Origin of the sequence: Mycobacterium sp. E136 (genome assembly GCF_001666865.1) — a bacterium.
Taxonomy (GTDB): Bacteria; Actinomycetota; Actinomycetes; order Mycobacteriales; family Mycobacteriaceae; genus Mycobacterium.
In genome coordinates this window covers 1-22,496 of the sequence record NZ_LZJE01000004.1, presented here as the reverse complement: position 1 = coordinate 22,496, position 22,496 = coordinate 1, and the positions used below count along the sequence as shown (strand labels likewise).

The 22,496-nt window shown below is 69.8% G+C and carries 9 protein-coding genes and 1 pseudogene; 1 reads left to right on the top strand and 9 read right to left on the bottom strand.

The annotated features are described in order from the left end of the window. The 8 genes and pseudogenes from mbtG to A5698_RS00230 form a co-directional block, all read right to left on the bottom strand. A pseudogene (gene mbtG / locus A5698_RS00265) lies at window positions 1-407 on the bottom strand (NADPH-dependent L-lysine N(6)-monooxygenase MbtG); the annotation flags it as partial. Beyond that, entirely contained in the window at window positions 404-4,735 is a 4,332-nt protein-coding gene (locus A5698_RS00260) for a non-ribosomal peptide synthetase (RefSeq protein WP_068291859.1), read from the bottom strand. The gene A5698_RS00260 and the pseudogene mbtG, both read right to left, overlap by 4 nt. Window positions 4,736-4,782: 47 nt before the next feature. Continuing rightward, window positions 4,783-9,861 carry a non-ribosomal peptide synthetase gene (locus tag A5698_RS00255; RefSeq protein WP_068291853.1) on the bottom strand — a complete coding sequence of 1,693 codons (5,079 nt, stop codon included), beginning with the start codon at window positions 9,859-9,861 and terminating at the stop codon, window positions 4,783-4,785. Further along, window positions 9,858-12,797, bottom strand: coding sequence for a mycobactin polyketide synthase MbtD (mbtD, locus tag A5698_RS00250; protein WP_068291849.1), 2,940 nt, complete (start codon window positions 12,795-12,797; stop codon window positions 9,858-9,860). Before mbtD ends, A5698_RS00255 begins: the two co-directional genes overlap by 4 nt. Next, complete coding sequence (locus A5698_RS00245) at window positions 12,797-14,125, bottom strand: beta-ketoacyl [acyl carrier protein] synthase domain-containing protein (protein ID WP_068291844.1); 1,329 nt, start codon at window positions 14,123-14,125, stop codon at window positions 12,797-12,799. The genes mbtD and A5698_RS00245 overlap by 1 nt, the downstream gene beginning before the upstream one ends. Then, complete coding sequence (locus A5698_RS00240; RefSeq protein WP_068291841.1) at window positions 14,115-14,861, bottom strand: thioesterase II family protein; 747 nt, start codon at window positions 14,859-14,861, stop codon at window positions 14,115-14,117. Before A5698_RS00240 ends, A5698_RS00245 begins: the two co-directional genes overlap by 11 nt. A 249-nt stretch (window positions 14,862-15,110) precedes the next feature. Next, window positions 15,111-16,847: an ABC transporter ATP-binding protein gene (locus A5698_RS00235; RefSeq protein WP_068291856.1), complete on the bottom strand. Its 1,737-nt coding sequence runs from the start codon at window positions 16,845-16,847 to the stop codon at window positions 15,111-15,113. Then, window positions 16,778-18,670 (bottom strand): ABC transporter ATP-binding protein, encoded by a 1,893-nt coding sequence (locus tag A5698_RS00230; RefSeq protein ID WP_084792140.1) that lies wholly within the window; start codon window positions 18,668-18,670, stop codon window positions 16,778-16,780. Before A5698_RS00230 ends, A5698_RS00235 begins: the two co-directional genes overlap by 70 nt. A 120-nt stretch (window positions 18,671-18,790) precedes the next feature. Here A5698_RS00230 and A5698_RS00225 point away from each other — a divergent pair, with 120 nt between their 5' ends. Further along, the gene (locus tag A5698_RS00225; protein ID WP_068291836.1) at window positions 18,791-19,651 is read left to right on the top strand and encodes an LLM class F420-dependent oxidoreductase; all 861 of its coding nucleotides are present in this window, start codon (window positions 18,791-18,793) and stop codon (window positions 19,649-19,651) included. A 4-nt stretch (window positions 19,652-19,655) separates the two neighbouring features. Here A5698_RS00225 and A5698_RS00220 read toward each other — a convergent pair. After that, on the bottom strand, window positions 19,656-22,496 hold a 2,841-nt coding region (locus A5698_RS00220; protein ID WP_068291833.1), incomplete at its 5' end, for a non-ribosomal peptide synthetase.

Below are 22,496 nucleotides of genomic sequence, written 5' to 3'. Positions count from 1 at the left end.
CCCCGCACCACGTTCATCTCGATATTGCCTGCGACCCAGCGCAGGTACTGGCTCCACCTGCGGTGCGTGGGCGCGGGACGTCCGCGGTCCACCCATTCGGCGAACTGGCCGGTCGAGATCAGATACTGCTGCCAGCTGTGCCGGGTCATCCGCTCGTCGAGTTCGGCGTTGCGGCGCGGCACCAGCGCTGAGCGGTATGGGAAGCCGACGTCCTTCTCGGGGCTGGTCCCCAGCCGGTGTTGGCCGTCGGTCCAGCCGCCGTCGGCCTGCCAGTTGGCGGCCACGCCCGTCTTCTCCACGGCGACGACCTCGGGCACATCGATGCCCATGTCGCGCAGTTCGGCGGCCTTGGCGGCGACGGCGACGGCCTTCGCGCCCGCGCCCACCACCGCGAGTGTCCGGCTCATGAGACGACCTCTCGTAGCGATTCCTGCCACATCGCCTGCAGTGCGGCGACGTCATCGGCGGTCAAGATGTCGGGCAGCGTGCGCCATTGCGTACCGAGCACCGGCGCATCGCTGTCACCGAGAACGGCTGCCAGCACGGTCAATTCGTGCCTCACGGCAAGCCGCGGCTCGGGCAGCGGCGACACGCGCGCCAGCAGCGCACGGTCGGGCCGCAGCGTGCCGCCGTCGAAACCGGCGTGCACGCGGCCCAGGAAATTGAGCAGCAACTGCGGTTCCGGCCGCGCCGCCAGCCGTTCGGCGGCGTCGGGTCGCAGGTAGCGCAACAGTCCGTAATCGATGCCGTCGCCGGGGACTTCGGTGACATCGCGGGCCGTCTGCACCCGCAGCGGATAGATGGCGGTGAGCAACCCGACGGTGTCGGACGTGTCGGCGCCGTCGACGACGGTGTCGGCGCGGCCGTGGGTCTCCAGCGCCAACAACGGCGGCGGCGTGTCCTGGCCGCGGTGCCGGCGCCAGCGGGTGACGGTGCGCGCCGCGGCCTCCGCCAGCAGATGTGGCGTGGATTCGGGAGCGTTGAGCAACCGCGCGGTGACGTCGCTGTCCGTCACCGCCATGGAGACGACGACGTCGCCGACGCGATCGGTCTGCGGCCGCAGCCTGCGGGCGCCGAGAGGCGGGTCGTCGCCTTCGAGTTGGGCCGCCCAGAAGTCGGCCGTGTCGAGCGTGTGCGCGCGCTCGGCGAGCAGGCGCGACCACCGTCGGTAGCTGGTGTGCTCGCGGGTGGGCGCCGGCTCGCGCCCCGACGCGAGCGCGTGCCACGCGGCGTCGAGTTCGCCCAGCAGGATCCGCCACGACGCGGGGTCGACCGCCAGCACATGCGCGGTCAGCAGCAGAACACCGGGAGCGCCGGGCGGGCGCAACCACACCGCGGCGAGCATCGAGCCACGTTGCGGGTCAAGGCGTTCCACCGATCGCCGGGCGTGTTCGGCGACGGCCTCGACGAGGGCTTCGTCCGAATCACCGTCGACGGGCACCTCGGTCAGCGAAGTCTGTACGTCGTGCTCGACGAGCGTCATCGCCTGCCGGTCGAGCCGGCTTCTCAGCACCGGATGCGCGTCGACGACGGTACGCAGGATCCGCTCGAGTTGCTCACCGGTGATGCCGTCGGGCAACCGGATGGCCTCGGTCTGCGCCAGTCGGCGCGGATCGCCGTGCTCATAGAGCCAGTGCGCATTGGGCAGCACGGGCATCGGGCCGCCCGGGTCGTCGTCGTGTTCGGCGACCGCCGACTCGTTCTCGATGGCTGCGGCGAGTTCGCGCAGCGTCGCGCACTCGAGCATCAGCCTGGCGCGCAACGGAATTCCGCGCCTGCGGGCGGCCTGCACCACCGAGAGCGCCACGATGCTGTCCAGCCCGAGCGCGAGGAAGTCCGCGGTGACGTCGATGGTGAGGCGTTCGCCACCGTCAAGTAGCTCGCAGAGCACCGACGCCAGGGCCTTCTCCGTCTCGGTCTCCGGGGCGGCCGACGGACCGTTCTCGACGGCGATGGCGTTCAGCGCGGCCTCGTCGACCTTGCCGTGCGGGGTCAGCGGCAACTGGTCGACGACGACGATCGAGTGCGGAACCATGTAGCGCGGCAGGCGTTTCGACACCATGGCGCGCAGCTCCGACACGGCGGGCGCGGGCTCGGCGGCCACGAACGCGACCAACTGCGGACCCCACTGTTGACGGCGCACCGCCACGTGGGCGTGCCGCACCGCGGGATGGGTGTGCAGAACCGCCGAGATCTCGGTCGGTTCCACCCGGAAGCCGCGAATCTTGACCTGCGCGTCGGACCGCCCGAGGAACTCCAGCCCACCGTCGGGCCGACGCCGTACGACGTCTCCGGTGCGGTACATCCGCTCACCGGCCGCGAACGGATCGGCGACGAAACGGCTCGCGGTCTCGCCGAAGCGGCCGAGATATCCGCGGGTCAACTGGGCGCCCGACAGGTACAGCTCACCGGGCACGCCGTCGGGCACCGGGCGCAGCCACGAGTCCAGCACGTGGGCCCTGCTGGGCGAGGTGGGGCGCCCGATGGTCGGCTGTTCGTGTTCGGGGATGGTGGCGACGACGGCCTCCACGGTGGTTTCCGTTGGGCCGTAACAGTTGTACGCCGCCATGCCGGTTCGTGCGCATTCGTCGCGGATGAGGTTCCACGCCGGTATCCCGACGGCCTCGCCCCCCAGCGCCAGCACCCCGAGCGGCACCGTCGTCAGCAGCCCCACTGCGTGCAGTTGGGCGAACATCGACGGGGTGGTGTCGATCAGGTCGACCCCGTACCGCCCGATGGTCTCGACCAGCGCCTCGGCGTCGCGCTGGATCTCGTCGTCGACGATGTGTACCGCGTGCCCGTCGAGCAGTGCCGCCAGCGGCTGCCAGGCCGCGTCGAAGGTGAACGACCAGGCGTGCGCCACCCGCAGCGGATGGCGCAATCGAGTGGCGGCGGGCCGCAACACGTTTCGGGCGTGATCCTCGGCGTAGGCCAGCAATGCCTGGTGGGTGCCGACGACGCCCTTCGGCCTGCCGGTCGTTCCGGACGTGAACACCATGTACGCGGCCTGGCCCGGCAGAGCTGGCACGGGCCGGAAGTCCTCGACTCCCTTGTCGGCCGCCGCGGCGAGCATGTCGTCGTCTATGACGATCGTCGCACCGCACTGTTCGAGGATGCCGGCCATCCGCTCGTCGGGCATCCCCGGATCGAGTGGCACGATGACGCCGCCGGCCTTGAGCACCGCCAGCATCGCGACCACATATTGCGGTCCGCGGGAAAGATGGATCGCGACAGGCGTTTCCGTGCGCACTCCCTTCGACACCAGCGTGGCGGCCAGCCGGTCGGCGGCCTCGTCGAGTTGCCGATAGGTGAGTTCGCCGCCGGACCAGCTCAACGCCGGTGAGCCCAGCCGGGCGCCGGCGGTCTCGGTGAACGCGGTGTGCACGCCGAGATGGGTGGGCGCCGCTGCCACCGGAGCGATCGGAACCCGGCCTTCACCGTCGAGCAGGACGCTGAGATCGCGTAGCGGACGGTCCCAGTTCGCGATCAGCCGCTGGGTGGTGGTGAGCACGCGACGCCCGAGCGATTCGGGGCTCATCTGGCCGAGGGCGCCGTCGATGACCTCGACCAGGACGGTGAGCTCGTCGTCGATCATGTGTGCGGCGATGGTGACCGGGAAGTGCGACACGCTCTCCAGCGCGGCCGGGCGGAACGTCGCGCCGTTGGCGACGAAGTCGCCGCCGCCGACCAGCCCGCCGGGCGGGAAGTTCTCGTAGACCAGCAGGGTGTCGAACAACTCGCCGATGCCGCCGAGCGAGCGCAGCTCGTTGTGGGGCAGGTAGCTGTGGTCACGCAGCTTGGCCGCTTCGCGTTGCAGCGCAACGCATTGCGTGCCGACGCGGGCCGCCGGATCGAGACGGACCCGCAGCGGCACCGTGTTGATGAACAAGCCGACCATGGTCTCGACGCCCGCCAGCTCACCTGGGCGCCCCGACACCGTCACGCCGAATACCACATCGGAGCGGTCCGTGAACGCCGAAAGCACCGCCGCCCAGGCCATCTGGACCAGCGTGTTGACCGTGACACCGCGCGAGCGCGCGGCCTCCGCCAACTGCTGGGTGGCGGCGCTGTCCAGGCTCAGTTCGGTGCGGCGCGGTTCACCGGTGGGCGGCTCACCGGAGGTGAGCGCCGGCGTCACGAGCGTCGGGCCGTCGAGGTCGGCCAGGTGCTCGCGCCACAGGTTGCGGCTGGTCTCCTGGTCGCGGCCGGCGAGCCAGCCGATGTAGTCGCGGTACGGGCGCGGCGGGGGCGGCAGGACGGCTTGGTCACCGCCCGACTCGTACAGCGCGAACAGCTCACCGACGAACAGGGGCAGCGACCAGCCGTCGATGATGATGTGGTGGGCGACCACAACGAACCGGAAATGCGATCCGGGCACCTCGATGAGGACGAACCGGATCGCCGGTCCCTTCGCGAGGTTGAACGGGCGGCGCCGTTCGTCGGCCTCCAGCGCGTCGACTTCGTCGGCCGCTGCGGTGATCCGACGCCAGGGCACGTCGACGCGGTTGGGCACTACCTGGACCGGTTTGCTGTGCGCCCGAAGGAAACTCGCTCGCAAGTTGGGGTGACGGTCGAGCAGCGTCGCCGCGCACTCCCGCAGCAGGTCCGCGTCGAGCTCGCCGGTGATGTCGGCCGCCATCGCGATGACGTAGGGGTCCTCTCCCCCGTCGGTGTCGTCGCCGACGCTCAACTGCGCGAGCGAGAACAGCCCCTGCTGCAGCGGGCTGAGCGCCATCACGTCCTCGATGGCGACCTTCGATTCGGCCTTGGGTTGCGTCGAGGTCACGGCGCGCCCTCTTGCGACGCCGACCACATCGACGTGACCGCCGCCAGCTCATCGGACGACAGACCCGAGGCGGCCATCGGCTCGTGACGCACGTCGGGCGCCTCGCTCTGCGCGGTGGCGTCGACCTTGGCCGCAAGCTCGCCGATCGTGGGGTGTTCGAACACCATTCGGGCGGTGACGGCCACACCCGCGTCGCGCGCCCGTGCCGCGAGTTGGACCGCGAGGATGGAGTCGCCCCCCAACTCGAAGAAGTCGTCGGTGCGGTTCACCTCGGGCACGTTGACGACGTCGGCCAGCAGGGCCGCCAGCACGCGCTCGGTTTCCGTGCGCACGGGTTCGGCCGGCCCGGAGGGGGTGGACGGGCGGCGCTGCTCGGCGGCATCGACGAACTCGAGGTCGCCGTCCGCGGTCCACCGGCCCCGCCTGCCCGTCGCCCGAAGATCGGCTCCGGTCTCGTCGACGACGTGGTCGTAGACGTCGCCGACCACGCCGATCGCGACCGGATCGCGCCAGCCGTCGAGCACGTTGGCCGAGGCCGCCGCGCTGAACCGCTGCACGATACGGCGCTCTTCGCGGTCGGCGATCTGCACGTCGCGCACCCGTTGGCCGGGGTCATCGGCGAATGCGGCCAGCACACGGTTGAGCCATCCGACGAACCGTTCGGCGGTGCTGCGCCGGTACAGGTCGGTCCGGTAGATGACGTGACCGCGGTAGCCGTCGTCGGTGCCGAAGAAGTTGACCGACAAGTCGGCGTGCGCCACGTCGAACGGCGGCTCGAGCGCGGTGAACGTGGTGTCGCCGTCGGCGCGCGACTCGATCACCTGGTCGGCGGGCAGCGCCTCGCGCACGTGCACGACGACACCGAACAACGGGTTGCGCGACAACGACCGTGCCGGGCTGACCGCGTCGACCACCTGGTCGAACGGCAGGTCCTGGTGGGCGTAGGCCTCCAACGCGGTGCCGCGGGCCCGGCGCAGCACCTCGCGCAGAGTCGGGTTGTCGCTCAGATCGTTGCGCAGCACCACGATGTTGATGAAGAAGCCGACGAGCTGGTCGAGCTCGGCCTCGGTGCGGCCCGCGACCGGGGTGCCCAACGGAATGTCCGGGCGCTCACCGGCTTTGTGCAGTGCGACCGCGACGGCCGCCTGCAGCAGCATGAACTCGGTGACACCGAGTTCCGAGCTCAGTTCGGCGAGCTTGCCGCGGGTGGCGGCGTCGATGCCGAACTCGACCGCGTCACCTTCGCCGCTCAGCACGGGCGGACGCGGGAAATCCGGTGTCAGGCCGGGGTCTTCGTGCATACCGGCCAACTGTTCGCGCCAGTACTCGCGCTGCGCCGCGATCGGCCCGTCGGTCTCGCCGAGCAGCGTCGCCTGCCACGCAGCGTAGTCCGCGTACTGGACCGGCAGTGGCGCGAATCCCGGTGCCTCACCGGCCCGCCTGGCGCGGTACGCCCTCAGCAGGTCGGTGAACAACACCATGGCAGACCAGTGGTCGGCGGCGACGTGGTGCACCACCAGCGACACCACGTGCGCATCCGGGGTGGCGAGCACGGCGGCGCGCACGGGCGGGTCGGCTTCGAGGTCGAAGACATGCCTGCGCTCCTCGCCGAGTTCGGTTTCCAACCAGATGTCGTCGGTGCCGTGGGCGCGGCGCACCGCGACCTCGACAGCGTCGTTGACGATCTGGTATGGCGCGCCGTCGATTTCGCGATACGTCGTGCGCAGCACCTCGTGCCTGCCCACCACGTCCCGCACCGCCTGCACGAACGCCTCGGTGTCACACGGTCCGTGGATGCGGGCCGCGAACGGGATGTTGTTGACCGGGCTGGGCCCGTCGATGCGGTATTGGAACCACATGCGAAGCTGCGAGGCCGACATGAGCAGCGGCCCGTCGTGCGGTACGGGCACCAGTCTGGGACGGGCCGGCCCGGCGGCCGACGAGTCGATTCGCTGCGCGAGGGCGGCGACGGTGCCCAGTTCGAAGACCTCGCGCACGCCGATGTCGACGTTGAATGCACTGCGCACTCCGGCAACGAGTTTGGTGGCCAACAGCGAATGGCCACCGAGGTCGAAGAACGAGTCGTCGGCACCGATGCGGTCGCGTTCGAGGAGTTCGGCGAACAGGTCGGCGATTCGGCGTTCGGTCCCGTCGGCGGGTTCGCGGAACGCGGCGCCGGAGTCGATGTCGGGTTCGGGCAGCGCGGCCCGGTCGATCTTGCCGTGCGCGGTGATGGGGATCTCGTCGATGACGACGTAGGCGGCGGGGGTCATGTACTCGGGTAGCGCGGCCGCGACGCGGCTGCGGATCCGCTCGACGTCGACGGTTTCGATGTCCTCGGCAGGCGTGACGTAGCCGACGAGGCTCTTGCCCATGCCGGGCAGATCGCTGACCACCACGACCGCCTGGCCGACGCTGGGGTCGACGGAGATGGCCGCCGCGACCTCGCCGAGTTCGATGCGGAACCCGCGGATCTTGACCTGCTCGTCGGCGCGACCGACGAATTCGATGTCGCCGTCGCCGTTGCGGCGGGCCAGGTCGCCCGATCGGTAGAGCCGACCGCCGGGGTTGAACGGATCGGCGACGAACCGCTCGGCGGTCAGCCTGGGACGGTCGTGATAGCCGTGCGCGATATGTGTTCCGCCGATGTAGATCTCCCCGATCACCCCGACCGGAACCGGGCGCAGGGCGTCGTCGAGCAGGTGGATCTGGGTGTTGATCTTGGGCTTGCCTATCGGCACGATGCGCGTGCCCTGCTTGCCCTCGACCTTGTACCGGCTGGCGTTGATGACGGTCTCGGTGGGCCCGTAGAAATTGTGCAGCAGCGCGTCGAACGTGGCGTGGAACTTGTCGGCCAGCTCGCCGGGCAGCGCCTCGCCGCCGATGGGCACGCGCTGCAGGGTCCGCCACTGATTGACCCCGGGCAGTGACAGGAACAACCCGAGCAGCGAGGGCACGAAATGCATTGAGGTGATGCCCTCGTCGTGCAGCAACTCGGTGAGGTACCCGACGTCGCGCAGACCGTCCGGGCGCGGGATCACCAGGCGGCCGCCGCACGCGAGCATGCCGAAGATCTCGGCGATCGAGACGTCGAAGCTCGGCGAGGCGACCTGTAGCAGCCGCTCGTTCTCGTCGATCCCGTAGTCACCCTTGAACCAGACGAAGTATTCCGCGACGGGCCGGTGGGGCACCGGAACGCCTTTGGGCAAACCGGTCGAGCCCGACGTGTAGATCAGGTATGCGGTGCTGTCCGGGTCCAGCGGGCGGACGCGGTCGGCGTCGGTGGGGTTGGTGGCGGGGAACCCGTCGAGGTCGGTGATCGGTTCCCGGATGGTCAGCTTCGGATCGGAGTCCGACAGGATGAACGTCAGCCGGTCCACGGGATAGGTGGGATCGACGGGTTGGTACACCGCGCCCGCCTTGATCACGCCGAGGGCGGTGATCACGACTTCCGGTGAGCGGTCCAGTAGCACTGCCACCCGATCCTCGGTTCCGATGCCCCGCTCGATCAGCCAGTGCGCCAACCGGTTCGCCGACTCGTTGAGTTCGCGGTAGGTGTAGTTGCGTCCCTCGTAGACGACGGCGACCGCGTCGGGTGTGCGGGTGACCTGCGCCTCCACCAGCGCCGTCATGGTGGATGGTTCGGTGACGAACTCCTCGCCCGCCGAGACCCGGCGGAGCCATTCGACGTCGTCGGGTCCCATCAGGTCGAGATCGCTGACCGGCAGATCGGGGCGTCGCAGCGCATCGTCGAGCAGCACCAGGTAGTGCTCGAGCAGTTGTCGGACCAGCGCCGCGTCGAGGATCTCGACGAGGTACTCGGCCTCCACCACGATTCCGGGAGCGTCGAACTCCACCATGAAACCCAGCGGCAGCTGGGTGAGGTGTCCGCGTAGTTCGGCTCGGCGGCAGGTGATTCCGGGCGGGTTGAATCCCTGACCGTCGGCGCCGCGGGCCCCGAAGGTCACCCGCGTCATCCGTTCGACGCCGTGGCGGCGATCCGGGTTCAGTTCGCGCACCACCCGGTCCAGGTTCACGCGCTGATGCGCGAACGCGCCGACCGCGGTGTCGCGGGCGGCGGCGAGGACGTCGCGGAAGTTCTGATGTGCTCCCGCGCCCAGGCGCAGCGCCACCGTGTTGCCGTAATAGCCGATCACGTCCTCGACGTCGGCGGTGCGGTTCAGCACGGGTGTGGCGACCAGGAAGTCGTCGGCGTGGGTGTAGCGCTGCAGCAGCACCCCGAAGGCGGCCAGCAGCACCATGTACGGCGTCGCACCGGACTCCTTGGCCAGCGCGGCGACCCGATCGACGGTCGCATCGGGCAACTGCAGCGTCAGCCGTTGCGACCGCCAGTTCGTCGGCACCGCAGAGCCGTTGGGACCGGGCAGCTCGAGCGGTTCGGGTGGGTCGGCCAGCACGTCGCGCCAGTAGTCCAGGTCCTCGTCGACCGGGCCGAGCGCATGCGACGGCGGCGTGACCGCGGGTGCCAGCGCTTCACCGGCGTAGGCGCGCGTCAGGTCGCCGAAGAAGACCTGCCAGCAGCCGTCGTCCCAAGCGATGTGGTGCGCGACGAGCAGCATGACGTGTTCGTCGGGCGCGGTACGCACGAGCGTCAGCCGCAGCGGCGAATCGGCGCTCAGATCGAAGGAGGCGCCGAACTCGCGCTGGGCCAGCACCTCGAGGCGCAGCCGACGCGCGTGTTCGGACAGGTCCGTCAAATCGTGCACGGCCCAGCCGGGTGACAGGTCCTCGTGCACGGTCGGTTGTGGTTCGCCGTCCTCGTCGACGCCGTAGGTGGTGCGCAGCAGCGAATGACGCGCTGCGACCGCCTTGACCGCGTCATGCAGGCGGACGACATCGAGGTCACCGGTGAGCCGGTAGGACAGGCAGATGTTGAGGATGGCGCCGGTCGGGTCGGCCGCCTGGACGAACCACATGCGGCGCTGCCCGTCGGACAGGCCGACCTGCGCGTCCGAGGCGTTCTCCGCGCGCAGTCCCCGCTCGGCGAGCTTGCGACGCAGCAGCTCGAGCCGGCGGTCTTGTACCTGCTCGCGGATGTCGACCGTGTCAGTCACGCGTTGTTCACCTTTTCTGATCGTTTGGTGCTGTCGAGGTCGGCGACGAGCTCGCCGCCGGTGATGCCGCCGAGCAGCACGGCCAGCGACACCTTGTGGCCGGTCGCGCGCTGCAGCCGATTACGGAGGTCGAGAGCCAGCAACGAGTCGACCCCGAGGTCGAGCAGCGACGTGTCGAGATCGATTGCGTCCGCCTCGATGTCGAGGACCGCGCCGAGCTCAGCCCTTACCAGCGCCGTGGTGTCGACATCGGATTCGGTTGACGCCGTGTTCATTTCGACGTGGCCGTCGGTTCGGCTTCCCAGGAACACCCGCAACCGGGTCTCGTCGGCGCTGAACAGCAGCGGGTCCTGGACGTGGTCACGAAGGCTGGCCTCGACGGCCGCGTCCGGTGCCATCGCCAGCAGCCCGGACCGCTCGATCTTGGTGACCTCGGCCGCGTCGGCGATGCCGCTGCCGCGCCACAGCCCGTACCTGGCCGCCACGCAGTGTTGACCTTCGGCGCGCAGTTGACCCGCCATCACGTCGAGCATCCGGTTGGCGGCCGAGTATGCGGCGTGACCGCGACCGCCCCAGACACCCGACACCGAGGAGCACACCAGGATTCGAGCGTCGGAGCGCAGGGGCCAGGACTCGGCCATCCTGGCCAGCCCGCCGATCTTCGCGTTCGCCGCGTCGACGAACGCCTCGGAGGTGAGCGCGTCGCGGTCGGCGAACGTCGCCGCGCCCGCGGCGTGGATGAGCAGCGACGCCCCAGCGCCTGCGTACTGCCCGGCAGCCGCAGCGACCTGCTCGCCGGAGGTGATGTCGCACCGGGGCGCGACCACCTCGAGATCCCGTGCGGCGGCGGCGAGTTCGGCGCAAACGGCGTCGTCGACGCCGCTGCGGCTGAGCAGCACGATGCGGCGCGCCCCGTGGGCGGCGAGATACCGCGCGAAGTGCAGCCCGACCGCGCCGTTGCCGCCGGTGATCACCACATCGTCGAACGCCCCGGGCTCCGAGAGCCAGGACGGTGCCGGCTCCACAGACTCACCGACGGATCGGACGTAAACCTCTGGGCCTGAGCCGTTGTCGCGCACCGCCGCCTCGTCGGCGCGCGAGAGAAGTGCGCCGACCACCGTTGCGCTGAGCGCGTCGTCGGGGTCCCACGACGGGAGGTCGAGATGTCTGAACACCTGCTCCGGACGCTCGAAGCCGAGGCTGCGGTGCATCGCGGCCAGCGCGGCCTGGGCGGGCAGGGCGACCGGCTCTGCGGGGTGCACGTGCTCACCGCCGACGGTGACCAGGCACACCGCGCGGCATTGCGGTCCTGCGGCGTCGACGTAGTCGAGCAGACCCTCGCCGGCGAGTTGGGCGAGCTCGTGGGCCGCGCGTTCGACGTCGGGGTGGTCCAGCAGGGACGCGACGGCGACGACGAGGTCGGCCTCGGTCGGCTCCACGACCTCAGCGTCGCTGCGGTGCAATGCCGTTCGCAGCGTCTCGGCGAGCGGCCCGCGCGGACCGGCAAGGTCGACGACCGCGACCCGCTGTCCGGGTGCGTCCGGACTGATCGCGGTGATGTTCCACGCCTCGCGGGCGACGGTGAGGCCGTAGACCGGTGCCAGCGGTTGCGGTTCGGCCCACAGCCGGAGCGCCCGCATCGGCGCGTTCGGGAAGCCACGCAAGTGCGGCTGGGTGTCGATGTCCGCCATGTCGGCCCACCGGAATTCGGGGTCGGCCACGGCGACTGCAGCGATGTTGGCCGATACCGAGTCAATGAGCGGATGGTCGCGGTGCCCCGAGCCGACGACCACCGGATCGTCCTCGGACAGGATCTCCCCCAGCGCGAACAGCAGGGTCGGATGCGCCGACATCTCGATGTACGCGGTGGCGCCGTGGCGCCCTGCGGCGGCAACGGCACGATCGAATCGCACGGCGTTGCGCAGGTTCTCGTACCAGTAGGACGTGAAGTCGGTTCCCGCGGGCACGACGTCCGCCGTGGTGGATCCGATGAACCGAATCGGCGCGTCGGCGAAGTCGGCGTCCGGGAGCATGGCGAGCAGGTCGTCGCGCACCCGTTCCAGCGCGCTGGTGTGACCGGGGTAGTTCACGTCGAGTTCGCGGGCGAACAGGCCCTGTTCGGTCGCCGTCGCGAGCAACGCGCCGATCGCGGCCCGCTCCCCCGAGATCGCCACCGACGCCTCGGCGTTGACCGCGGACACCTCGAGCCAGCCGGGGGTCGACTCGATCAACCGTTCGGCGTCGGCGAGCGAAACCCCCAGCGCGGCCATGCCGTAGTCGCCCGAGAGACGGTCGACGGCCGTGGCGCGGGCGACGACGACGGCGGCCGCATCCGGCAGCGCGATGCTCCCGGCGACATAGGCGGCGGCGACCTCACCGAGGCTGTGGCCGACCACGAGGTCCGGCACGATCCCGCACGAGCGCCACAGGTGGGCCAGCGCGACGGCATGGGTGAACTGGGCCGACTGGATCTCGGTCTGCGACCAGGTCCCGCCAGTGGTGTCGGAGGTCAGGTACGGCAGCGGTGAGGGCTGCCCCGCGGCGACGAACGCCTCGGCGCAGCGGTCGGCGAGCGTGCGGTACACCCCCGACCGCCGGTAGGCGTCCGCGCCCATGGACGGCCACTGGTTGCCCTGCCCCGGGAACACGAAAGCCGTTCGCATCGTTGGTGATTGCGACGATCGGGCCACCAGCGGATGCGTGCGGCCGTCGGCGACCGCGCGGAGCCCGTAGGCCAGTTCGGCGGTGTCCGCAGCGCGGACCACGGCGCGGTGCCTGCGCAACCGTCGGGTGCGTAGCATCGTCGCGGCGACGGCCCGCACGTCGGGTTCGCGCTCGAGATAGCGCAGTATCGCCTCGGCGTCGGCGGCGAGAAGTTCCTCGGCGTGCGTGCTCAACACGACGGGCACCCGGCCGTCGGGAAATCCGGTGGGCATCACGCCGCCTCGGGTCGCGTCGCCGGAACCGAGACGATCACGTGGGCGTTGGTACCGCTCATACCGAACGCGGTGACCGCCGCGAACCGCTCACCGTTGATGTCCGGCCAGGGTGTCAGCTCGGATGCCAGACGCAGTCCCTGGCATTCCCAGTCGATTTCGCGGCTGGCTTCGTCGGTGTGCAGCGTGGCGGGGATCGCGCCGTGTTCGGCGGAGATCAGTGCCTTGGCCAGGCCGAGCCCGCCGGCGGCGGCCTGCGTGTGGCCGAGGTTCGACTTCACCGAACCCAGCAGCGGACCCTCGCCGGGTTCGGTGACGCCGTACGTGCCGGCGAGCGAGAGCAATTCCGTGCGGTCGCCGAGCCGGGTGCCGGTGCCGTGCCCCTCGACCATCCCGACGTCCTGCGGGCGCAGGCCGCTCGATTCGAGTGCGCGTGCGAACAACCGCGACTGCGCCCGGCCGCTCGGTGCGGTCAGGCCGACGGAACGCCCGTCCTGGTTGAGGCAGGTGGCCCGCAGTTCGGCGAGGATCTCACGCCCGTCGCTCAAGGCTCGAGATCTTCGCTGCAGCACGAACATGGCCGCGCCCTCGGCCCATACGGTGCCGCTGGCCAGTGCGCTGTAGGGCCGGCAGTGGCCGTCGTCGGACAGCGCGTGCTGTTTGGAGAATTCGACGAAGAAGCCGGGTGAGCCCATCACGCAGACCCCGCCGGCCAGCGCGACGTCGCAATCCTGCGACCGCAGGGACTGTGCCGCGGTGTGAATCGCGGTCAGCGTCGACGAGCAGGAGGTGTCGATCGTCAGCGCAGGCCCGGCCAGCCCCAGGGTGTAGGCGATGCGGCCGCTGATCACGCCGAGCGCAGTGCCGGACATCAAATGCCCGGTCAGATTGGAGAATTCGGCAAGGTCGGGGCCGTACCCCATCACCGAGGCGCCGACGTAGCAGCCGGCGTCGTGACCCGCCAGATCGTCGGGGTTGATCCCACTGTTCTCCAGCGCCCGCCACGCCACACGCAGCGCGACCCGCTGCTGCGGATCCATCGCCACGGCCTCCCGCGGTGAGATCCCGAAGAACTCCGGATCGAAACTCGCTGCATCGTCGAGGAATCCACCTAGGTCGTGGATGCGTTTGAACCCGTCGCGCTGTGAACCGTCGAGGATGTCGCGCACCGACCATCCGCGATCCCGCGGGAACGGGCACAGGCCCTCACGTCCGTTGACCAACAGGTCCCAGTAGTTGTCGGCGGTGTCGATCCCCCCCGGCGCCTCGATCGCCATCCCCACGATGACGATGGGATCGTCGACGCCGTGTGGCGCGCTAACCGACATTGACCAACTCCGCGACCGCGTCGAGGTGGTCGTCGATGTAGAAGTGTCCGCCGTCGAACAGCGACAACGTGAAGGCGCCCTGGGTGTGGGTTTCCCATCCGCGCAACATGTCTGGACTGATGCGGTGGTCGTCGCGGCCGCCGATCGTGTGGATGTCGGCAGCGAGGCGGACGTCGGGTTCACACGCGTAGCGGTTGAACGCCACATAGTCCGCGCGCACCGCGCGCACGAGCAGTTCGATGAAGTCCTCGTCGGCCAGCAGCCGGGGGTCCGTTCCACCCAGGTCGACCATGTTGGCCACGACTTCGGCGTCGGCGGTCGGCAGTCTCGGTGAGGTGGCGATTGTCGACGGCGCCTGGCTCGCCGAAACCCACAGCTGGCGTACGGGAACGCCGTGACGTTCTGCCACACGGCCGAATTCGAACGCGATCACCGCGCCCATGCAGTGGCCGAACAGTCGCAGCGGACCCAGCTCGGACCAGTCCCCCGCGGCGAACAGGTCGGCGGCCAGATCCTCCACCGTGTCCGGCGCGGGATGGCTCAGCCGGTCCGCCCGCTGCGGGTACTGGACCACATAGGCGTCGTCACCGGTACGGGCCAAGGCCGAGGCGAAGGCCCGATACGCCGCCGCAGCACCGCCCGCATGGGGGAAGACGACTGTCGCCCCGTCACTGGACTGCCCAGCGGAGCGTTTGATCCAGGGCGCGAAGGTCAGCTGGCTTCGTTCGTCGATCATCGTGTCGGGGTCGCGTCGGGACGGCGATGAAGCCCGGGCAGGTGCGGTCGGCGGGCCTGCGATCGCGCGGTGAAAACACTCATGAATTCCTCCGTGTGATTAGCGCAGGCTGTCCTAAGTCGGAAGTGAGGTTACCCTATCCTTCTCGACGCGGACACGGCTACGTCGCCCCTCCGGCGGGCCGCCTCAAGAGTCCCTGGCGCAACCACCTCTCAGTGCGGCCGCACGGCGTTGACGTGTGCAAAGACGCTACCCGTCCGCTGCGGCCATCACCCACCCACTCGCGGCGACGCGCTGATTCCAGAACTGCGCATACTGCCCGCCGCGGGCCGTCAGCTCGGCGTGGCTGCCCTGGTCCTCGACCGTTCCGTCTGCTGACAGAACCACAATGTTGTCGGCGGCGGTGACCGTGGACAGCTTGTGGGCGATCACGATGACCGTGCTGCGCCGGGCCAATGTCCGGATCGATTCGGCGACGTGGTGTTCGTTCTCGGGATCCAGCGCGCTGGTCGCTTCGTCGAACAGCACGATCGGCGCGTTCTTGACCAGCGCCCGCGCAATGGACACCCGCTGCCGTTCGCCGCCCGAGAGCGCCGAACCGCCCTCGCCCACCCGGGTCTGCCAGCCGTCGGGCAGTCGCTCCACGACCGACAGCAGGCCCGCGGTCCGGGCCGCCTCGACGATGGCGTCGTCGCCGGCGTCGGGCCGGCCGATGCGGATGTTCTCCCGCAGCGTGTCGTCGAACAGGTACACGTCCTGGAACACCAGCGACAGCTGCGCCATCAGATCGGCGGTGAGCTGGTCGCGGACGTCCACCCCGCCGACGCGCACCACGCCGGCGTCGACGTCGTAGAAGCGGGCGATCAGCTTGGTGATCGTCGACTTACCCGACCCGGACGGACCGACCAGCGCGGTCAGGGTGCCCGGTTCGGCGACAAAAGTCACGTCGGACAACACTTTTCGGTCCGAGTAGCCGAACGCGACGCGATCCAGCTCGACGCGCCCGGGTGTTGAGAGCGCGCTCGCGGCGGCGGGTTCCGGCAGTGCCGGGGTGTCCAGGATCGTCGTGATGCGCGCCAACTCCGCCGTCGCCAACCTGACCGCGGATCCGAGCTCGGCCAGCTGGGACAGCGGCGAGGCGAACCGGGCCGCGAGCCCGAGGATGGCGACCAACGTGACCGGGTTGACGTCGCCCTGCACCGCCACCCACACGCCGGCGGCGATCAGCGCCGAGAACACCGCCTGCACCGCAACGCCGTTCAGCAGCAGCCCGGTCACCGACTGCCACAGGGCGGCGCGTCCGGCGCGATGCTGATCTCGCAGTGCGTCACCGAGCGGCGTGTAGTCACCCCCGGTGCGGCCGAACGCCCGCAGCACCGGTTGGTAGCGCGCGAACTCGATCACTCGGTTGTTGACCTCGGTCGCCGTGTCGTGCGTCCGCTCCTCGGCGGTGGCGATCAGCCGCGAGGCGAACCGCCCGCATACGACCAGCAGCACACCGCCGACCAACGCGACGAGCCCGACGCGCCAGTCGAAGAAGAACAACCCGATCACGACCGTGACCGCGCTGACGGTGTTGACCACCAGCGGGGTAACCAGGTTGCCGCCGCTCGTGCCGACGAACACCGTTCCCTTGACCGCGATTTGGGAGACCTTGCCGACCGTCTCGCGGGTGAACCAGCCCAGCGGCAGCGTCACCATGTGGTCGCCGAGCCGGTGGTGCAGCAGACGCATCGTGGTCAGCGCCATTCGGATCGCGAGTTTCGCCTGCAGGTAGTTGAGCGCCGAGGCGACCAGCACGGTGAGCGCCATGATCCCCAACCAGCGGCCCGCGGCGGCGAAGTCACCGTCGAACAACGACACGGTCACCGGCACCAGGAGCAGCATCACCAGGCCGTGCAGGACGCCGTAGACGGTCACCACCGACAGGAAGCTGAACATCCGGCCCCGCTGCGGGCCGAGGATCTGCAGAAAGCCCCGGACCATCGCGCGACCTCCCATTCCTGCGCGTTACCTGCGGTGTAGGTTCGCCACATCCGCGCGTATTGCCCGCCTGCAGCAAGCAGTTCATCGTGCCTGCCCTGTTCGACGACGCGTCCAGAGTCGAGCACGACGATGTTGTCCGCGGAGACGATCGAGCCAAGGCGGTGCGCGATGACCAGCACGGTGCGTCCGACGATGAGACGCGACAGCGCCTCTTGGATCAGGACCTCCGAGTCGGGATCGGCGAACGCCGTCGCCTCGTCGAGCACCAGGATCGGCGTGTCGGCCAGCAGAGCGCGCGCAATGCTGACGCGTTGCGCCTCGCCGCCGGAGAAGTGCGCATCCTCATCGACGATGGAGTCATACCCGTTGGGCAGCGCCAAGATCCGGTCGTGGATGCGGGCGGCCTTCGCCGCGGCGACGACCTCGTCGTCACCGGCGTCGGACCGGCCGAGTCGGATGTTGTCGGCGACGCTGATGCCGAGAAGTTGCACGTCCTGCAGGACGAACCCGACATGCCGGTACAGCTCTGCCGAGTCGATGTCGCGCACGTCGACCCCTCCGATGCGGACCGCACCCGCGGCGACGTCGTGAAATCGCGGCACCAGCGTGGCCAGCGTCGACTTGCCGCTGCCCGACGGACCGACGAGCGCGGTGATGGTCCCGGCCCCGAGCGTGAGCGAAACGTCGTGCAGGACGGTGTGCTCACCGTCGTATGAGAACCGCACACCGTCGAACTCGACCGAATTGTCCTGCGGCACCGCGGCTTCACGAGGGACGGGCAGCGCCGGTGTGTCCAGGAGGCGCTGCAGGCGCCCGGCGGCGGCCGCGGCCTGCCGTTTGATGTGCGTCGAGTAGCCGACGGTCAGGACGGCGGCCGGGATGGTCACGGCCACCAGCGTCGAGCCGAGCACCTCGATCGGGCTGACCCAGCCGCTGCGGACGAACCAGTATCCGCCGGCCAAGTTGGCCAGCAGCAGCACCGGGGTGTCGATGAAGATCGACGACACCGCCTTGACCCGCACCAGCGGCCCGATCCATTCGGCGAAACCGTCGTTGAACTCGTCGGCGGCGTCGGCGAAACGCTTGTGCGCCTTGCCCGCCTGACCGAAGGTCTTGACCACCGATACCCCGGCGATGAACTCGACGATGGTGGCGCTGATCCGCTCGACTCCCCGATCGAGCCGTTCCATCTGGGTTCGGGAGTCGCGGCCGAGCGCGAGGTAGACCCCGATGTAGAACGGCACGGTGGCCATCGCGAGCAGGCCCAGCCGCCAGTCGAGATAGAAGCAGTAGATGAGGCCGAACAGCGGCGTGGCCAGCGCACCGGTGTTCTCCACCGCGGAATGGGCCACCAGGAAATGCAATTCGCCGACATCGTTCTGGACGGCCTTGCGCACCTCGCCCGACGACCTGCCGCCGAACCAGCCCAGCGGCAACCGGCCGAGCTTGTCGACGATGCGCAGCCGCAGCGACCGCTGCAGGTCCACGTCGGCGAAGTGGGTGATCGTCAGCGCGGCACCGCCGGCCAGCGTGCGCACCAGCAGCGCGACGATCACCACGGCGACGATCGTCCAGAGCCTGGCGGTGTCGGGCGGGCCCTGCGCGAGCAGTTCACGGCCGATCTCGACGATCCCGATGAACGGCACGATCGTGGCCGCCGACGCCAGCAGCTGGTACCGCTGCGCCCGTGACGACCGCGCCCGGGTGGGGGCGAGCAGCTGCTGTAGCGCGAGCTTGTCGTAGGTGGCCGCCCGCTTCGCCGCGTCGCCCGCGGGTTCGGGTGAATCCGTCTCGACGACGGGCGCTGGTTGCACGGCGGTCATGCACCCTCCAGGTCTCGGGGTAAGGGTCGCCTAACCCTACCGGCCGCGTGACGGCTGGCGGTCGCTACGTAACGTGAAGTGGTCGGTTACGGGCTCACTCCTCTCTCGAAAGGGACCTTTATGGATCTGGCAGGCGTCGGTGTCTGGAGTTCGCAGTTGCGCTACGGCGATCAGGGTCAAGCGGCCGAGGCCGCCGCGGAGTTGGAGGAGCTCGGGTTCACCGCGCTGTGGATCCCCGACGTCGGTGGGCCCGTCCTCGACTCGGTGGAACACCTGCTCTCGGCGACCAAGCAGGTGGTGATCGCCACCGGCATCCTGAACCTCTGGATGCACGAGCCCGCTGATGTGGCCGCCCGCTACGCGGCGCTGACCGAAAGCCACGGTGAGCGCTTCCTGCTCGGCATCGGGGTGAGCCATGCACCGTTGATCGACAGCAAGGAACCGGGGCTCTACCGCAAACCGCTGGCCGCGACCCGCAAGTACTTGGACGGGATCGATGCGACCCCACAGCCGGTTCCGGTCGCCAACCGCGTGCTCGCGGCCCTGGGCCCGAAGATGCTCGAACTGGCCGCGACCCGGGCTCGCGGCGCACACCCCTATCTCGTCACCCCGGACCACACCCGGTATGCGCGCGAGCATCTGGGTGAGGGTCCGCTGCTGCTGCCCGAGCAGACCGTGCTGCTCACGACCGACCGGGACGAGGCACGCTCCGTCGGAACCGATTGGCTGCGTTCGTATCTGGCGCTGCCCAACTACCGCAACAACCTGTTGCGGTCGGGATTCACCGAAGACGACGTGGAGACGGTCAGCGACCGGCTGTTCGACGCGATCATCGCCTGGGGTGATGAGAAGACCGTGCTCAACCGCGTCCAGGAGCACCTCGACGCCGGCGCCGATCACGTGTGCATCCAGGTGCTCACCGCCGATCCGCGGGAGTTCCCGCACGATCAGTGGCGTCGGTTGGCGGCGGCGCTCCGCTGAGGCGCTAGGCCGACGACTCGAGCTCGGACAGCACGGCCGCGCTGTCCATCTGGGCTACCTCGAGGTAGACCTCGGCGACCGCGTTGAGCCGCTCACCGTCCGGTTCACGGCGCAGGAGCCGTTCGGCGAGCTTGGCGACGCACCTGGTGGCGAACATGTCGGTGACCAACACCGTCGGGGTGTCCAGCCAGTCGCGCACCTGGGCGATCACCTGCGTGGCCAGCACCGAATCCCCGCCGAGGGAGAAGAAGTCGTCGTCGATCCCGATCCGGACGTCGACGTCGAGCACATCTGCGACGATCGCGACCAGCGCCGACTCCAGCGGTGTGGTCGGCGCCCGATACTCCTGTGCCGCAGGCGGTTCCGCATCGGCCAGCAGGTGCGCCACGGCCTTGCGGTCGATCTTGCCGTTGACGGTGAACGGTATCCGGTCGGACACCACGATGATCTTCGGGATCATGTGCGCCGGTCCGAGATCGGACATCGCCGCGGTCACCGCCCCCGCGTCGACCGACGGATCGTCGGTGCGCACCAGCGCCGCGAGCACGTCGCGCTCGGCGGGGACAACGGCGGCGACCGCGGCGTCGATGCCGCCGATGCGCTTGAGCGCGGCCTCCACCTCGCCGAGTTCGATGCGGTATCCGCTGATCTTGACCCGGTGGTCGACGCGCCCGACGAACTCCAGCGTGCCGTCAGGCAGGTAACGCACGAGATCACCGGTGCGATACCAGGTTCGGCCGTCATGTTCGACGAACTTCTCGGCGGTCAGGTCGGGCCGTCCGCGGTATCCGCGGGCGATACCCCGGCCGGTGAACCAGAGTTCGCCGGGCACCCAGTCGGGGCAGTCCGAACCGTCGGCGGCCGCGACGCGGCAGGCGTTGTTCGGGAACGGCGTGCCGTAGGGCACCGACGTCCAGCGCGCCGGCGGGTCGTCGACCTCGCAGATCGTGCCGTGCACGGCGGTCTCGGTCGCGCCCCCCAGGCCCGCGGCGCGCACCTCGGGAGCCGAGTTCCGCAGGGCGCGAATCAGTTCCGGCCGCACCCAGTCTCCGCCGAGCAGCACCACGCGCAGACCGGTCAGCCGATCGCCGCCCACCTCGAGGAGCATGTCGAGCCAACCGGGCATCCAGTTCAGGAACGTCACGCCGTGCTGCTGGATCAGCCTGGCCCAGGTGTCGGGGTCGCGACGCTGATCCTCGTCGACCACCACCACCGCGCCGCCCGCGCGCAGCAACGCGAAGATCTCCAGTACCGACATGTCGGCTTCCAGCGACGCCATGGCCAGGCTGCGGTCGCTGGCGCGCAGTCCGAAGTGGTCGGTGACGAACTCGATGGTGTTCATGACCGCGTCGTGGGTGAGCTCCACACCCTTGGGCTCGCCGGTGGAGCCCGACGTGAACAGCACGTAGGCAAGCGAATTCGGATCGACGTCGGCGGGTTGCGCGTCGGCGCCGCGAGCGGACGCGTCGGTGACCGTGACGACCGGCACGCCGGTGTGCGTCGCCTCGGCGCCACCGCAGACGAGTACCGCGGTGACCCCGCTCGACTCCAGGATCCGCGCGCTGCGCTCGGCGGGCTGGTCCGCGCCGATCGGGAGGTAGGCCGCGCCCGCCGCGAGGATGCCGAGCACCCCGAAAATCTGCTCGGCGCACTTGGGTCCGATCAGGGCGACGAGGTCACCGGGGCGAACGCCGTTGTCGCGCAACGTCGCCGCGACGCCTAGCGCGCGGGTGCGCAGTTCGCCGTAGCTCAGGTCGCCGTGACGGCTGACCACCGCCGGTGCGCCGGGGTTGTCGAGGGCGTTGCGGAAAAAGCCGTCGTGGATCGCCTCGCCGCTCGGCGGGGCCGTCGTGCCGTTCACCGCTTGGCGCACGGCTCGTTGCGCCTCGGTCACCGCGGGCGGATCGGGTGCGTCCCACGCGGCGTCATCGGTCGCCAGTCGGCTGAGTTCGGCGAGGTGATAGGCGAACATCGCGTCGGCCACACCCGGACGGAAGGCGTCGACGCGCACGTCCCAGTTGATCATCAGGCCGTCGGCCAGCGGGGTCGCCTGCGCGTCGATGAGCACCTGTGGCCCTTGCGAAATCGTCCACACAGGAGCGCCGAACTGGTCGGTCACCTCACCGGCGAACAGATCGCCGAGGCCCAGTGCGCTGGTGTAGACGATCGGGGCGAGCACCTGGTTGCCACGGTGCCGCCCGAGGTCCCTGAGCACCGACAGACCGGAGTAGCTCGAGTGCCGAGCGGTGTTGTGCAGGGTCTCCTGGACGGTGCGCGCCCGCTGCGCGGGTGTGCGGGTTTCGGTGAGGTCGATGTCGAGCATCAGCGAGGACGTGAAGCAGCCCACGAGCTTCTCGACGTCGGGGTGGAACGGCTCGCGCCCGAACATCGGCAGGTTGAGCAGGAACCGCGAATTGCTCGACCACCGCGCCAGCGCATGGGAATACGACGCCGCGACGGCCATCGCCGGCGTGATGCCGCGGCGGTGCGCGGCGGCGAACAGGGCGTCTCGGGTTGCGACGTCGAAGATGTGCCACAGGCGGACGCTGCGCCGGGGGTCGGCCTGTTCGGCGGGCGGCACCAACGGCAGTGCGGGCGCTTCGGGGAGTTCCGGGATGCGCTCGGTCCACCATCGCACGTCGTCGTCGGACGGGCCGGAGTCCGACGCGGTCAGCGCGGCCCGGTATTCGCGGTAGCTGTATCCGAGGTCGGCAAGCTCACCGCCGCGGTAGAACACGGCGAGGTCGGCCATGAACTTGCGGTAGCTCACCGCGTCGGCGGCGTTCATGTCCATGTCGACATGCAGCCGGGTGCGCCCATCGGGGCGCAGCGACAGGCTCAGCTC